Genomic DNA, 16,172 nt, shown 5'->3' on the forward strand with positions numbered 1-16,172 from the left:
GCCCGCCGGTGCCGCCAATGGCACCACTGAAGGTGCCAGCCGCGTTGGCGAGCGTCAGCGTGCGGCCACCCAGCGCAACCGTGCCCGTGCCGGTGAGCGCATTGATCGTGGCACCGGAGGTCGTCCCCGAGATGTCGAACGTGCCGTTGTTGATGACGCCGCTGGACGCGGCAATGCTGCCGGCGCCTGACAGCGCGAGCGTGCCTGCGTTGATCGACGTTGCTCCGGTAAAGCCATTGGCACCCGACAGTGTCTGCGTGCCGCCCGCAACGGTGAGCCCGCCGGTGCCGCCAATGGCACCACTGAAGGTGCCAGCCGCGTTGGCGAGCGTCAGCGTGCGGCCACCCAGCGCAACCGTGCCCGTGCCGGTGAGCGCATTGATCGTGGCACCGGAGGTCGTCCCTGAGATGTCGAACGTGCCGTTGTTGATGACGCCGCTGGACGCGGCAATGCTGCCGGTGCCTGACAGCGCGAGCGTGCCTGCGTTGATCGACGTTGCTCCGGTAAAGCCATTGGCACCCGACAGTGTCTGCGCGCCGCCCGCAACGGTGAGCCCGCCGGTGCCGCCAATGGCACCACTGAAGGTGCCGGCCGCATTGGCCAGCGTCAGCGTGCGGCCGCCCAGCGCAACCGTGCCCGTGCCGGTGAGCGCATTGATCGTGGCACCGGAGGTTGTCCCCGAGATATCGAACGTGCCGTTGTTCACGACCCCGCTGGAAGCGGCGATGCTGCCGGCACCGGTCAACGCCAGTGTGCCGGCATTGACGGTGGTGGCGCCCGTGTAGGTATTCGCCCCAGACAGCGTCTGCGTACCACCGCCGACGGTCACTGCCCCCGTCCCGTTGATCGCTCCACCAAACGTGCCGGCCGCATTGGCGAGCGTCAGCGTGCGGCCACCCAGCGCAACCGTGCCCGTGCCGGTAAGCGCATTGATCGTGGCACCCGAGGTCGTCCCCGAGATGTCGAACGTGCCGTTGTTGATGACGCCGCTGGAAGCGGCGATGCTGCCGGCACCGATCAGCGCGAGCGTGCCGGCGTTGATGGTGGTGCTCCCCGCATAGCCGGCGGCACCGGAGATCGCCAGCGTACCTGCACCGGCCTGCACGAGGCTGCCCGTCCCGCTGATGGTGCCGCCATACGACACCGTGTCGCTGCGGTCGAACGCCAACGTGCCGTTGTTGACGATGTTGCCTGCGACGGAGCCGGTGGTCCCGCCATTGCCGATCTGCAGCGCGCCGGCGCTGATTGTGGTGTCGCCGGTATAGGTGTTGTCACCCGTCAGCGTGATCGTTCGGTTGCCGCTCACGGCCACGTTGCCCGCGCCGGACACGGCGCCCGACATCACAAAGGTGTTGAGGCTGGAATCGAACGTGACCTGCGACGCGGTATCGCCAAGCGTGATGTTGTTGCCAAGCGAAAGGCCGGCGCTCCCGGCGACGACCGAGGCAGCTGCGCCTGCCGCTACGTCCAGGTTGCCGATGATGTTGGAGCCCGTGACAAACTGCAGCGTGTTGTGCGTGCCGTTAAAGCGAATGGCCGCCGCGCGCGTGACGCCATCGCTTAACAGGCCACCGCTGATCGTTCCCCCGTTGACGATGAAGTCGTTGTTTGCGATGACGCCCACGCCCGCCGCGCCGCCGTTGCCTGCACCGCCCGTTATGGTGCCGAAGTTGTCCAGCACGTTAAAGCCGCCGGCCAGATTGACACCTGCACCGCTGTCTCCGGCGGTGGTGCCGCCACCCCCACCGGCACCGCCCGTCCCGCCCGTGATCGTGCCTTGGTTAGTGACCAGGATCGACTGCCCCAAGGTGAGTAGCCCGTCGCCGCCGCCACCGCCGCCGCCAGGATTGCCGCCGCCACCGCCGGCGCCGCCATTGCCGCCGACCAGCAAGCCTTGGTTGTTCACTTCTGCGGAAGGCACGACCATGATCAATCCTGCGCCGCCACCGCCGCCGCCGCCGCCATTCGACGCAGGCCCCGATGTGCCGGCCCCGCCATTCCCGCCCGCACCGCCTTGCAGGGTCACCCCGGGGGTGATGAAGATACTGGCGCCGGTGGAATACACGGCAGCGCCGCCGCCGCCGCCACCTGCGGCAAAGTTGAAGCCGTCGAACCCCTGTCCGGCCCCCCCGGAAACATCGGCACCAACGACCGTATTCCCGGCGGTCGTTGCGCCCACTGCGCCAGCCGGGCCAACCTGCCCACTATCGTTCACCGCGCCGGTACCGCCCGTGCCACCCGAAGTAGCCCCGCCGGGCACTTGTATCGTGGCGTTACCGGGACCTAGCGCGGATGAACCGCCGCCACCGCCATTGCCACTGCCACCGTTGCCGCTGCGGTTCGGAAGGCCGTTGCCGCCGGCAGCGCTGCAATTGGCGATGGTGCTGGTAGAACACGTGGTGGCCCAGCCGGGTAAGGCCGCGCCAGCCAGACCAAGCGACACGCCGATGGAAACAATGGAAGTGCAGCGGCGCGCGGGCGTGGCACCATCGCTGGCGCGGCCCCCGCCGTGCGCCGCCTTTGTGCGTTCAGATACCACTTGCGGAGCACGCAAGGTGCGGCTCCAGACCAGCCGATAGACCCGGTTCATATTGATCCCCTCGTTGCATGGACCCATGGCGCTGGTCACGGAGACGATGGACCGATGGCGCGACGGACCCGTTTCTGTTTTCGTTCTCTGGCGTGCCGGTACGCGGATACTGTCTTTCTTGGTTCACCGGTCGGGACGCATGCGCGCGCAATATAACACCTGCGCAGGAAACATTGCCAAGGCGGTCGCGGACCCGCCGCTCACCGGGCATCCGGCCGAATCCCGAAAAAAGAGTTGAGTCGTCCCGGCGCGCTGTTTCCCACTGTGTCAGGCGGATCAACCCATCCACTTCCCCGCGTTGCTGAACATGCGCATCCACCCGCTGCTGCCGTCCCCAGCAGTCTCGGCGGACTTCTTGAACCCGATTACCACGGCGGCGGGCAAATCCGCGGTACGCGGTATCCGTGCTGAACCAGGGCTAGCAGATCGTTGAGTTACTGTCGGGCCGGACGTATTTTCGCTTCGGCCGTTCGCGGCGACCACCGCGAAGCGTTCGATTTCGGCTCATTCGCCCGGCTGGCCTGTACATTGAACATTGACCACCAGACCGTGCCGATCGTCGGTCAGCATATGACCAAGATCGCTCGGCAGCGCCGGCGCCACATTGCTCTTTCCTCGCGTCGGCCTGCTCTTCCTTGATCTCGGGAACCTACATCGTGCAGGACGGACCGGAGTATTTGAACGGCCTGTTAAAGATCGCCTCCCACAGATCGCTGCCATTCACGCGCGGAATCCTGATCGCCCTCCCTGCCCGATCGTCGAAGTGAGCGCGTATGCCCCGTGCGACGGCCAGACCACGCACGCGTTCCGCGCGCCCCCTCACCCGACGATCACCTGCTGCCCCGGATTGATCTCCCCCGGATTGCTCGCCAGGTTCGGGTTGAGCTGCAGGATCTCGTTCAACGCGACGTTGATCCGTTGACCGTCCGACATCCGTTGCTGTTCGTCGGCCGGTACGCGAGCGGCTGCAAGCAATGACCCTTCGTGACTTTCCGCAATGGTCCACAACGAATCGCCGGCGACCACCTGCACCGTCAGCGGAGTTGGCGTCGGGCGCGGCGAACCCGTCGAAGGCTGCGCCGGCGCGGATGGCGTCCCGGACGGCGGCGCATTGGGCGTCGATGACGCAGACGCACTCGGCTGAGCCGCCGGCGCCGTCGTCGCCCCGGGCGTCGGTGCGAGCGAGGCCCCGGGCGTCGGCGTCGTGCTGCTCGAACCCGAAGGCGTCGGCGACGGACCGGAACCGGGATGCTTGTCCTTGTCGTCCGATCCCGTCAACGCCGAGATCACGCCGTACCCCTGCATGATCCCGAAGATCGCCACCGGGAACAGCGCGATGCCTGTCGGCAAGCGCGCGAGCCACGGCGTGGCATTCGGGAATTGCGTATGCAGGCGGCCGGCGCCCAGCAGCGCGCCGGACATCGCACCGAGCATGCCGGTCATCCCGTCGCCGAACGTGTGGGCGGCCATTGCGCCGTGGATGCCGCTTGCCAGACCAACGGCCGATGTCACGTAGTCGCCGGTCGCGCTCGCGATCCGCGCCAGCTGACTGCGATTCTCCGCATTCACGCCGCGCGAACCACCCTTGTAGACGATCCCGGTAGCGACGGCGCTGATGATCCCGCCCAAAGCCTGCCCGCCGGCCAGCCCGTCGCCATGGAGGAACTTGGCCCCGTTGATCGTGATCGAGCCACCGTACCCTCCCAGTGCGAACAGCCGCCCTAACCGACCAACCGCGTGCCGCGGGCTGCCATGGTGCAGCAGTTTCAGTGACGTCCCGCCGACCACGCCCTGCATCTGCGCGAGCATGTCGGCCGCGATCGCCTGCGTGTGCGTCGCGGTTTCGTCGAACGACAGCGTCCCGTCCTCGTTCAGCGCGCGCAACTGCGCGGCGGCGGCCTTGCCTTCGTGTGCAATCTGTTCGAGCTGCGTACCTCGCGCGTCGGCGTCGAACCCGTTCGCCTTGAGTTGCTTCTGCAGGCCGCGCACGAGGCGGTCGACGACGCGATCGAACACGCGCGGATCGCCGTTCTTCAGGCTGGCGACCGCGCCGTGATGCAGCGCCTGGAACACGCGGCCGACGCGCAGCCCGGCGTACAGCGAATTCGTCGCGGTACCCACGAACTCCTTGCCCGTCGCGACGAGCGCGCCCGCGCCGGTCCCGCCGGCCAGCGTGGCGGCGGTCATTTCGCCGGCAATCCGCCGTCGCGACGGCGGACGTCGGTTCGTGCCAATAGGCTCGTCGTGCACGCGCAGTGCGTGCAGCTCCGCCTGCGCGCGCTTCGCGTCGGGAATCTCGACCTTGGCGAGCTGTGCGGTCTCCCGCCGGCTGGTACCGATCGGCTTGGTGCCATCGTTGATCAGCGCGGGATCGCGCACGACCGCGCGCCAGTGGTCGGCCGGGTCCCCGGCGGATGGCTGCGCTCGGGTGGTCACGCGGTCCGGCACGCTGGCGCCGTATTGCTCCAGCCAGCGTGCGGCGAACCTGCGCGCGCCCTTCTCCGTCTTGTTGCCGGGCTCGTTGCCGTCGCCCTTCCAGTGTTCCGTCGCATGCTCGATCGTCGCCTTGCGCGCCTGGTTCAGCCACACGGTCGTGTTGCCTTCGTAGAGCTTCTGGCGCAGCGCGGCCACTTCGGCGGGCGTCATCCCTTGCGCGGCACCGATCCGCTCGACCTCCGCGAACAGCAGCTGATGCTGGTTCGCCAGCGTCTGGCGGTCGACGCGCTCGAACACGCGCGTGAGCGCATCGGCACCGTGCAGGCGATCGATGATTTCCGGTCGCGCGCGGTTCTCGACGATCAGTTTCGCGAGTGCGCCGGTCAGGTCCTGGTTGCCGATGAAGTCGGCGCCGTGCGTGCCGAGCGACAGGCCGACGTGGACCCATTCGAGCCCCTCGCGCTCGAGCACGGCGCGCAACAGCTTCTCGTGCCCTGCGCCCGGCACCGATTCGGGCACCGCGTCCCATCCGTGAAACGTGACCATCACGTTGGGCGCCGTCGTATCGGGATGTTCGTTCGACCACTTCTCGAGCGCCGTCATGACGCGCACGTAGTCGTGGTATGCGTCGTTGGTGCCTGACTGGTACCGGTAGTCGGTGCCGGACACGAGCGCGCGCGATGGCGCCGTTTCGAGCCGGATCGCGAAGCCGGTGTGCGCCGCCTCGTCGAGCCAGCGATTCAGATGTGCGAGATGATCGAGCGCGAGTGCCGTCCCATCCGTGCCCGGCGCCGGATGAATCATCCCGTTCTCGCCGTCGAACACGGCGTTCTTCTGGTCGCCGAGCGCCTTCACCGCGCGCAGGAAATCCGGATCGTGCGCCTTGCCGAGCACGGCCGCGAGCAGATGAGGATCGACCACGAGCGTGACGACCGGCGTCACACCGCCGTACTGCTCGACGATCTTGCGCATCAGCGCCGGATCGTCGCTCAGCGACAGCGAACGTGCCATCGGCACCATGCGGTCCTGCAATGCTTCGCTCGAGCGCGTGAAGAAATACCGGATCCGCTGGTCGGCGACGGTCGCCGCGCCCAAGCGCCGGGTGCGTGCGCGCAGCTTGCCGGGCACCGGCAGGAAGCGCGACGCCGACGTCGACACGTCGCGCCCGACGTACAGCTTGTTGAGCAGCGTGCGCCACATGCCCGGGTCGACCATCACGGCCTGCGGCTCGCCCTTCAGCACGAGATTCACTTTGCCGGCACGCTGCGCCTGCTTGTTGTAGGCCTCGATCTGGTCGTGCGTCGGGAAATACTGCTCGGTTTTCGCCGCACCATTGCGCAGGCTGAACGCGACGACGGTCGACGACGAGAGCCCGGGCTGGTACGGCTCGATCGACAGCGGCGCGGGTGCGGTGCCGCTGCGCCGCAAGCGCTGCAAGTCGTTGAGCACCTCGTTGTAACCGTGCCGCGTCCGGGCCGCGAGCGCCCTGAACGGCGCCGAATGCTGACCACGCGCTTCCGCGTCGGACAGCTGCTCGCGCAGCGCCTTCGCGCGCGCTTCGAGCGCCGCGATGCGCGTCGGCCGCGCACTCCGCAGGAACGCGCGCGGCGGCAACTGGGTGAGCAGGAAATGCACGTCCGAGCCGAACCGGTCGTTGCCGATCGGCATTTCGTCGAGCGGTACGCCCTGGTGATGCGGGTTGTTGGCGTGCCGGACGGCGTCGAACCACCGCATCTCGCCGTTGCGCGCGGCGATCACGCCGACCGGATCGCCGAGCGCCTCGGCCACGGCGCCGTCCGTCCTGAACACGTAGATCACGTGCTGGTTGCCGTCAACCGCACCGTTGCGGATCGCAGTCAGCAGGTGCGGCACGCTGTTGCCGCTGAAATCGACCGCATTGAGCGCGGATGTGTGCGACGGCAGCAAATGCGGATCGACCGGCGGCCGCGTTGCCGTGTTGCCTTCACCGCCCTGCTCCGCGCGCTCGAGCGGCCGGCGAAGCGGCACCTTCGACTGGAAAAGATCGCCGAGCGAACGGTGCGGCGGTTTCTCTGCCGGGGTGGTTTCCTTCGCCGGCCGGAAGCCGCCGATTCGATCGACGGTTTCCGGCTTGACGTCGCTCACGACGAACCGGATGCCGCGCCGCGGCGAGCGCAGGACCGGAATGCCGCCCCTGCGCCGTCGCCGGAACACGGTGCGCAGATCCTGCTCGGGAACCTCGGTGTCGCCGAGCGGCGCTTTTTCGTAGTACTTCCATTCGTGGTTCGTGTTGCGCTCCGCGTAGCCGAGTACCTTGCCCGTCTCGTCTTCGACCACGTGAATCCAGCGCCGCTCACCCTCGACGGCACGCACGGCCTGACGCGGCCGCTTGAAACCCGGTGCGTCGTGCAGTTTCGCCACGTCTGCGGCGAGCGCGGCGTCGACCGGATGACCCGACGCCGTCACGGACCACGACGACTTGCCGTCCCGCGTCTCGATCTTCGACGCGCCGCCGAACTGCATCAGCTCGTCGTGCGCCACCGGCGACACGAAGAAATCGAACTGACGGCGTGCCGTGCGCCCGCTGCTGCCGGTCTTCCCGAGCGCCTTGCGCAGCGCGCCCGGCACGCGCTTGCCGTCCAGCATCCGCACGGGGCCGAGCGCGCCGTGCTCGTCGGTCTCGAGCACCGCGACGAACGCCGGCGCCGCGTGTTCGGCCTCGGCGGCCGGCGCGTCGGTATGCGCGGTGATCAGCACGTGCGCGTTCGGGCCGAGCTGGCGGCCCAACCCGTCGAGCGTCGGCGCGCGCTGGCCATCGACGCGCGTGAGCGTGCGTCGGCCGAGGCTGTCGAGCCACGTCGCGGCAACCGCCTGTGGATCGCTCGCTTCGGCCACCGCGGCGCCCTGCGGCACGCCCGGCTGGTTCGCATGACCGGATACGGCGGCAGGCGCCGCCGCGCCGGACGATTCGCCGGCCGTGCCGGCAAGGCGGCCGGCCGCCGGCCCCGCCTGGCCGATCGTCGGCCAGGTCGGGCGCCCGTCGGTCGCCCCGACCGCACGCATGCCGCCCGCATGCACGGCCGCATAGCCTTCCGGCAAGCCCGAGCGATCGATGCCGACGAGCCGGTACGACACCTCGCCGGTCGCCGCGTCGCGGGTGCGCACGACGTACATGTCGACACCGGCCGGCTTGACCAGCTCGCCGCCATCGGGCGTCGTGATGCGCAACGCGCGAGCCGGATCGTGGCCGAGCGCCGACAGCAGCACGACGTCGATCGGTGCCTGGCCCTCGACCACGGCGAGGTTCGCTGACGCGCTGGCCGCGACACGTTCCTGTGGTGTGAGGTCGTCCCGTGCGAAGGCGGTGCCGTCCGGCAACGCATCGGTGCGCACGTATGCGTGGTTCCGTGGGCCGGTATGCGCCGTATCGATTGCCTGCCCGAGATCGTCGTGCGCGACCGTCCGCGCGCCTTCCGGCAATGCGAGCCGGGCATCGGTCGCCGAACGGGCCGGCGCGTGCGTGGCAGCGGTAGCCGGTGCATCGGGCACCGTGCCGTTGAACCGGAACCAGCCGTCCTCGGGATCGAGCGCACCGAAATCGGTGCCGCTGCCGAGTTCGATGCTGCCGTCGCGCGTCACGAATTCCACGCGCAGGTTGGTCAACCCGGCCGCGTCGAACGCCTGCATCACCCCGTCGATCACGCGGGTCGGTTCGGGGCCGTCCAGGAAGCCGCTCGGCCAGCGCTGGCTCACCGTGCCGCCGGGTTGTGTCACGCGCGCCGCGTCGCCGATCACGCCGGGCCGTTCGGCCAGCGCGGTGCGGAACGGATGATCGAGCGTGACCGATTCGAACGTGTCGTCCGGAATCGCGGTGAAATCGTAGTCGGGATCGGCAAACGTCGGATCGGCCACGCGCGGCACCGTCGGGCGCGGCGGCGGATCGGCGAGCGGGCGCGACGCGGTACGGGCGGTCGTCGCGGCCGGTTCCGCGTCGCGTCCTGCGGGGAGCGCCTGCCGGCCCGCGCGTGCCGGATCGCCGCGGAAGCTTTGCATCGGCAGACGATCCTTGTCGACCTGGCCGGTCAGCCGCGTGCCGCGTACGGTGGTCGAACCGTCGGGCTCGACGAGCAGGATGTCCGGCGGCGCCCAGACCGATGTCGGCCGTCCGGTCAGCTCGGACAGGCGCTGCGCGAGTGCCGCCGCGAAGGTCGTGCTGGCCGCCCGTACTTGCCCGGGCGCGATGCGCAGCGGATCGTGCTTGTTCGATCCGCCGAAGCACGAATACAGCGTGACGTCCTGCCCCGGTTCGAGATGCGGCGCCACGCGCTCGGCCACCTCGTCCGGCGTGAGCGGACGGCCTTCCGGGCCCAGCATCGCGTCGGCCGATATCCCGTGGCCGAACACGACGTGATGACCGGGCGGCGACATCAGCCCGCGCGCGCCGATCGGATGGAGTGGATCGTCGGGCGGCATCAGCAGTGTATCGGCCGGACGCAGGAACTCGGGATGTTGCGTCGCGTCGATGCCGGTCACGTCGTCGAACCCGGGCTGCAGCACCGACTGACCATGAACCGTCGTCGTGACGACGCCATCGTTGGCGATCCGGCGGTCCGTATAGACGCGGCTGGTCTTCGGATAGATTTTCTGCGTTTTCCCCGACAGGCTGTCGTCGGCCTCGGCTTCGGCGACCTGCTCGACGCGTGCGGCCCATTCGTCCGCCTTGTAGATCTGCCCCGGCCCGACTTCGACGAGCGGAGTCGGCTCGTAGACTGGCGGTTCGCCCGGTTCCGCGTCGGGGGCGAGCCGCGGATGCGCGGGCCCGCCCGGCGTCACGTCCTGGCGTCCGCCATCGCCTTGCGTACCGCCGGCGCCGCGACGGCCGCTGTCCGAGTCCGGATCGATCTGCGCGTCGATCGCGCGCACCGGCTCGACCGGTGCATGGTCGTGCACGGCCGTGCGCGCCGCCGGTTCGCCGCGCTGTGCGAACACCATCGGCGGATCGCTCGCATCGGGCGCCTCGGGCAGATGCAGATAGAGCCGCGTCGCGACGTCGGGATCGTTTGCCGGCAGGACGATCTTGTCGTCGATCGGATGCAGTTCCAGCGCACCGGTGCCGCGCACCGAGTTGGACGTGATCGACGCGATCACGGGCACCTGCAGTTCGTACGCGAGTTCCTGCGCGAACGAGTAACCGCCGGCACCGAGATAGCAGCCCGTCAGCAGCACGCCGTTGCCTTCCGTATAGGCCGGATCGTCGAGCAGCTTGCGCGCGAATTGCCGCGGCGAAATCGTCTTGCCGCCTTCCGTGACGGCGGCCGCGCTGTCCAGGGTCACGTCGCGCGGCGCCGTGCCGTGCGACTCGGCGATGTCGAACCCCGACACCTTCAGGAACTGCCGAGCGGTCGCGTGCCCGAGCAGGTTCACGACGTTCGAACCCGGCACGGGCCGCAGTTCCAGCGGATTGATCCGGACCGGCTGCGCGCCGCCCGGCGAGAACTTCCCGTTCACGTCGGGCTCGATCTCGAAGCGCGCCAGCCGTCGGCCCGGATTGGGGAGCGCCCGCCGCCATCCGGCTGCGTCGTCGTCGCCCAGCCGGCCGAATACCGGCGCCTGGATCAGATCCGCGAATTCCTGCAGCAACTCGGGATTGGCGCCGCTGCGCGGCCCGTCCAGCGCGATCGGCGTGCCCGGCGTATAGCCTTTCCACGCCAGTTCTTCCAGCGCATGCGTCATCTCGAGCGCGCTGGCCGACCGGCCGCTGCGCGGATTGATGATCGAGCCGCGTTTCGTCAACAGGCGCCACACGTACACGCCGATCGGCACGCGCGCGTCGCCCGTCGTGGCGCTGCCGCCCCACTGATTCGACACCGGGCGCGGCGCGACGCCGCTCCAGTCGACCGGATGCGCGCCCTGGTCGATGACCGCCAGCGCCGGCGAGAACCGGTACGTACGCGGTTCGCCTCTGACCGAATGGTCCGGCACGCCGGCCTGATCGGGCGCGCCGGGTTCGATCAGGATGCCGCTCGCATAACCGGAGTCGGGGCTGCCGTCGGCCCGATAGCGCGGCGAACGCCATGCGACGAATCCGCTTGCGCCGTACACGTCCACGCCCAGCACGTTCGCGAGCAATTGCGCGAGCGGACTCACGCGCGTGCCGGCGCCGCACGCATAAAGAATGACCGGCGACTTGCCGTCCCAGCCGCTCTGGCGAATCAGCTCGGCCATGTCTTCGGCGCTCATCGCCTTGCCGGTCGCGCTCGCGAATGCATCGGCCCACGCATGCGCGTACACGGCGAAATAGCCGGGCGGCACCGGCATCAACGGCCGCTCGCCCGCCGGCAGCCGGTTCTCGGGCTGACTCGGGTTGTCCGAATAGATCGCGAGGTCGGCCTCGCGGCGCGGGTACGCGGCCCACTGCGTTTCGCTCATGCCGAATGGCGCGTTGATCACGTCGACGCGCCGGCCGCCCTCGTTGCGAATCAACGGCTTCTGCGGATCGAAGCCGCGCGGGTACGCCACACGCAGCGTGCGGTCGTACGCATCGTTCATCGACAGCATGAACGCATCGCCGGCGTCGGTCAGCCCGACGTGGCCGACCACCGCTTCGGGCGGCACCGAGCCGTCCGCGGCGAGCGCCCCTTGATCGACCAGCGCGATCCGGTAGCGGCCGCCGGCCACGCCGTCGGCGCCGACCATCAGCGCGTCGTGATACGTCGTGTAGCGCGTCACGCCGATCGTGCCGTCTTCGTCGGGCGCAACCGCCGCACGCGCCTTCGCGTCGTCGGCCGCGTTCGCACGCCGCTGGTCCGCCCGCGCCGCGCTCATGTCGTCGACGATGTTGCCCTTTTGGGTCGCGGGCAGCCCGTCTTCCTCGGGGTTGCGCACGTTGCCTTCGGGATCCTCCAGCGCGTACACGTAGTACTCGACGTCCTCGAGCCGGTTGCCGCTCTCGATGATTCCTCCGACCACCTCGCTCAGCATCGCCGGATCGGCCGCGACATGCGCGGGGATCTCCCAGGACGCTGGATGCGCACCGTTTGTCGGCATGCCGGCCCGGGCCGTCGATGCACCGTCGCCAGCCAGCGCGTCGGCGACGGCCGGCGTCGCTTCGCCGTCGGGCGCGAGCCGCGGCACGATCGCGGCGTCGTCCGGCGTGCCCTGCATGCGGTGCGCGCGCAACCACGCGGCGACGCGCGCCCGCAGCCCCTTGTCGGCCGGCGCGACCGTGCCGCCGTCGTCGGCCGGTTCGCCGAAGCTGTTCGCCTGCGCCTCCGCGTGCTGCCACGGGTTGCCGATCTCGCCGACCGCGAGACGCTGGTTCGCCAGTCCGTTGCCGTACAACGTGTCGACGACGTTGATCGCGACCGGCCGCGACACCGTCGACGGTGCGGGCGTCTTCGTGATGGCTCGAATCGGCCGCTCCATCAGCGTGTGCGAACCGAGCCCCATCTGCGCGATGCCGATGCCGAGGTTGAGCAATTGCTGCGCGCGATCGGAATCGGACATCGCGTCCCAGTTCTTGACCAGCGACACGCCCTGGTCGCCCATCTGGTAGCCGCCGATCAGGCCGCCCGTGACATTGAATACGCCGGCCGTGCGGCCCGTCGTCTGCGCGAGCGACTGGAACGCGTCGGCTTCCTGCGTGAAACGGCCGACACTGGCCACGTCGGCCGCGGCGCCGTCGCCGCGCGATGCGGCCGTCAGCAGGTCGGAGACCCGCCCCGTCGTGCGCAGCAGCGACGATGCCTCCGCGAGCGACTTTGCCGCCACGCCGAGCCCGGCGCCGGCGAAGCCCGCGCCACTGCCGATCAGGCTGATCCAGTCGCCGCGCGCCTGTACGTTGCCGAAGCCGATCGACTGGCCGTGATCGCTCAGGTTCTTCAGGTCGCCGATCGCGGCAGGCACGCCGACGGCCATGCCCGCGCCGACAGCCGTCCACGCGGCACCGAGCATCAGGCCGCCGACCGGCGCCCCGATGCCGCTCGCAACCAGCACGACACCGCCGGCCGCGGCAAGAATGCCGGCACCCATTTCGAGGATGTGTTCGGCGTGCTGGTACCACTCGGTCTTGTGCGCGTCGATCGTTTCGTATTGCGAGAAACCGCCGGACGCCGGACCGTTCGTCAGGCTTTTCGGCACGTACAGCTTGCCGTCGTCGGACAGGGCATTGTTGTGCTGGTAGTCGTCGACGGTGTCGTACTTCCAGCCGCGATCGTCGATCAGCTTGTACTGGTCCGGATGTCCCTCCACCTGCACCTTGAAGAGCGCGCTCGGCGCGGTGCCGGTCCCCTTCGACACGTAGTAGATCGGCACCAGCGACACGACCGCGTGGTCGCCGCCGACCTTGCGGATCTGATCGACGACGTTCTGGATCATCTGCGTCGCGGCCGAATTTTTCGCGTACAGCGACTGGCTGTTGACCGCCCTACCGTTCTGCAACTGCCCGTTGCTGACGATCAACTGTTCGAGCAGCGCCATCGACGGCACGTCGTTCCGGTCGGTCGGCGTCGCGCCCGGGTCGTCCGGCTGGATCCCGAGCCCGGCGCCGACGAAGTTCGTCATCTGATCGGAGCCGGTGGTGAACGTATAGGACTTGTCGTCGAAGTGCTTCTGGAAGTCGTCGAAATACGCCTTCAGCTGTTTGTCCGGATCGGCCTGGAACAGCTTGTAGCTGGCGTTGGCGGCGTCCTTGTTCTGCTTGTCCTGGGCACTCTTGGTGCCCTGGTCGTAACGCAGCTGGAAGTCGTTCGCGAAGCCCGAGCGGAACCGGTCGTCGTTCTGCATTTTTGACAGCAGCGCCTTCGACAACGACGGGTCGACGCCCGACGACAGCGCCTGCCGCACACCGTCGAACCCGTAGCCGGCATCGCTGCCGCGCAACGTATAGATCATCGTCTTCGCGTTGCCGTTGGCGTCGAGCAGCCAACTCGCGACGTCGTCTTCACGATGCACGGGCTCGCCGCTCGCGGTCGGCTGCTGATCGGCGAGCCCGACCGCCGTGCTGAGGCCCTTGTAGAACTCGATGCCGTCGCCGTAAGGCTGCGGCGTGCCCGTGTTCGACTGCGTCCACTTGTTGCCGAAATCCTTCTCGACGGTATCGAGCACGACGCCCGCGAATTCGGGCGGGGCATTGGCGAGGATGTCCTGCATCCACTTGCCGGCCTTGTCGGCATTCATCCGGCCGTCGTAACGCGCCTGCATGCTGGCCTGGTCCGTCGCTTGCGAATCGGGCTTCTGCATCAGCGGATCGATCTGCGAATGGATGAAGTTCGCGTTGAAATGCGGCTGGCCCGCCTGCGTCCACAGCGTCTGGCGTTCGTCCAGCGAGAACGACGCATTCATGTTGGTGTTCAGCACCTGAAGCGCCGCGCCCGGATTGCTGCCCGGATTCTCCATCAGTTGCGCGACCTGCTGCTTCGTGTATTGCAGCCGCACGTCGGGCGCGGCGGCGAGCAGCAGCTTGATCTTCTGGTACCCGGGCTGGTTCTGGTCGGCGTGCGCCATCGCATACGCGAACACGCCGCCCGCCTGGTTGATCTGCGCGTTCAGGGCTTGCGCTTCCGATTCGCTCTTGCCGTCCGTGCTGACCGGAACACCCGTCAGCTTGACGAACGCCTCGGCGAGCGGATTCTGCTGGGCAAGCGTCTTCTCCTGCGGCGACAGTTTCGGGTCGTTCGGATCGACGGTCACACCGGTGTCCTGCAACAGCGCGAACGTGACCGGGTCGGACTGCGCGAGCTGTTTCATCTGCGGCGACAGCGACGGATCGTCGGGATTGATCGTCGCGATCGTGCGCTTGAGCTGGCTTTCCTCGCCCAGCGCGTCGACGAGCCCGGTGTACCACATGCCGTCGTGATTCTGCTTCACCGACGCGACGACCTGTTTCTGCTCGTCGGCCGTCACGTAGGTCAGCGCGGTGTCGTCGCCGCCCGTCACGACCTTGTCGTACTGGCTCTGCGCCTGCGACAGCTCCTGCGTGATGTCGGCCTCGTCGGCGCGGCGCAATCCGCCGGGCTCCTTCTGCCACGCCGCATAGTCGGCCTTCGCGTTGTTCAGGCGCAGCGTCGCGGCCGACGTGCTGTATTCGTGGCGCAACGCGGTGGTGAGTGCCGTGTATGCGTCGTCGGCGTTCGTGTCGGCCGTGGTGGCCGCCTGGCGCAGTTGCGCGCCGGTGTCGGGATCGGCGCGCCGGATGCCGCCCGGCAACGCGTTGTACTGCTGCACGTCGGCGTTCGCGGCCTGATCCTTCTGCATCGCCATCGCGAACTGGAACGCCTTCACGTTGGTCGCCCGCTCGGGCGCCGATTCGGCCGACACCGCCTTTTGCGCATCGTCGAGCACCGAGCCGAACACCGGATCGTTCGGCGACGCATTGCGCAGATCCGATGCCACGCCCGCGATCGCCTTGTTCGTGTCGCCGCCGCCGTCCGCCGCGACGCGCATCTGGTTCTCGACGGCCGCCTGCACCGAGCCCCATGCGGCTTCGGCCTTCTTCACCTGGTTGTCGAGATCGGCCTGCGACGCGCCCTGGTCGTGCAGACGCTTGAGCGTCGCCATTTCGGCCTGCGCGAGCTGCAGCAAGCGCTGCGTCTCGGCCTGCGCGGCCGCGAGGGCCTGCTGTTCCGGCGTCTGGGCCGGCGGGGTGCTGCCTGCCCCGTTCTTCGGTGCCGGATCGTCGTCATTCTGCGGCTGCGGCACGTTCACCGGCCCGCCCCCGCCCACAGCCATCAACACCATGTCCATTCTCCCGCGGCATGCGTGACGTGCCGGCACAGCGGCAGACGGGCCACGCGCAATGGTCCATTGTGCAGAACGGGCACGCGTGAAAAAGTCGCGCATTACGTAGTCGCCGGCCGGGTTGCGGCAGCGCGGGCAGACTCCTGCTACGAACGGAATGAACCCGACGCGGCAATTCGACCGTTGCCGCTTCGGGCGGCAAATTTTGCCGGGTGGCGCGCACGAGACCTGAAATACATGCCGCCGCCAACGAGCAACACACGACCCTGCGCGTTGGATCACCACCCGGACGACATCCGCCGCAGGCTCGTGAAAGTACCGACGCTCACGCTGAGCCGCCCCGGCCCTGCCGAATCCTTCCGCACACGCGATGGTTCCATTGCGCGCCGATTCGACGGAAACACCCCGCATCGAAACGCCACGATTCCAC

Annotated in this window: 2 protein-coding genes and 1 pseudogene; all 3 read right to left on the bottom strand. The window is 68.6% G+C overall.

What is annotated here, in order from left to right; genetic code table 11:
- Positions 1-2,590 (bottom strand): ESPR domain-containing protein (locus LGM71_RS05915; protein ID WP_226114255.1); only part of this gene is annotated, 2,590 nt, incomplete at its 3' end.
- Positions 2,591-3,100: 510 nt separating this feature from the next.
- Positions 3,101-3,235: pseudogene (locus tag LGM71_RS33360) on the bottom strand (IS5/IS1182 family transposase); the annotation flags it as partial.
- 174 nt (positions 3,236-3,409) lie between these two features.
- A complete protein-coding gene (locus tag LGM71_RS05920; protein WP_226114256.1) occupies positions 3,410-15,742 on the bottom strand; it encodes an LWXIA domain-containing protein in 12,333 nt (4,110 codons plus the stop codon).
- Between the last annotated feature and the right edge of the window lie 430 nt (positions 15,743-16,172).

This window comes from Burkholderia sp. AU33545 (assembly GCF_020419685.1).
In the GTDB taxonomy this organism is placed as follows: Bacteria; Pseudomonadota; Gammaproteobacteria; order Burkholderiales; family Burkholderiaceae; genus Burkholderia; species Burkholderia diffusa.

Bases quoted from the DNA above. Each gene is read 5' to 3' on its own strand.
- LGM71_RS05920 (WP_226114256.1), bottom strand. From the start codon at position 15,742: ATGGTGTTGATGGCTGTGGGCGGGGGCGGGCCGGTGAACGTGCCGCAG.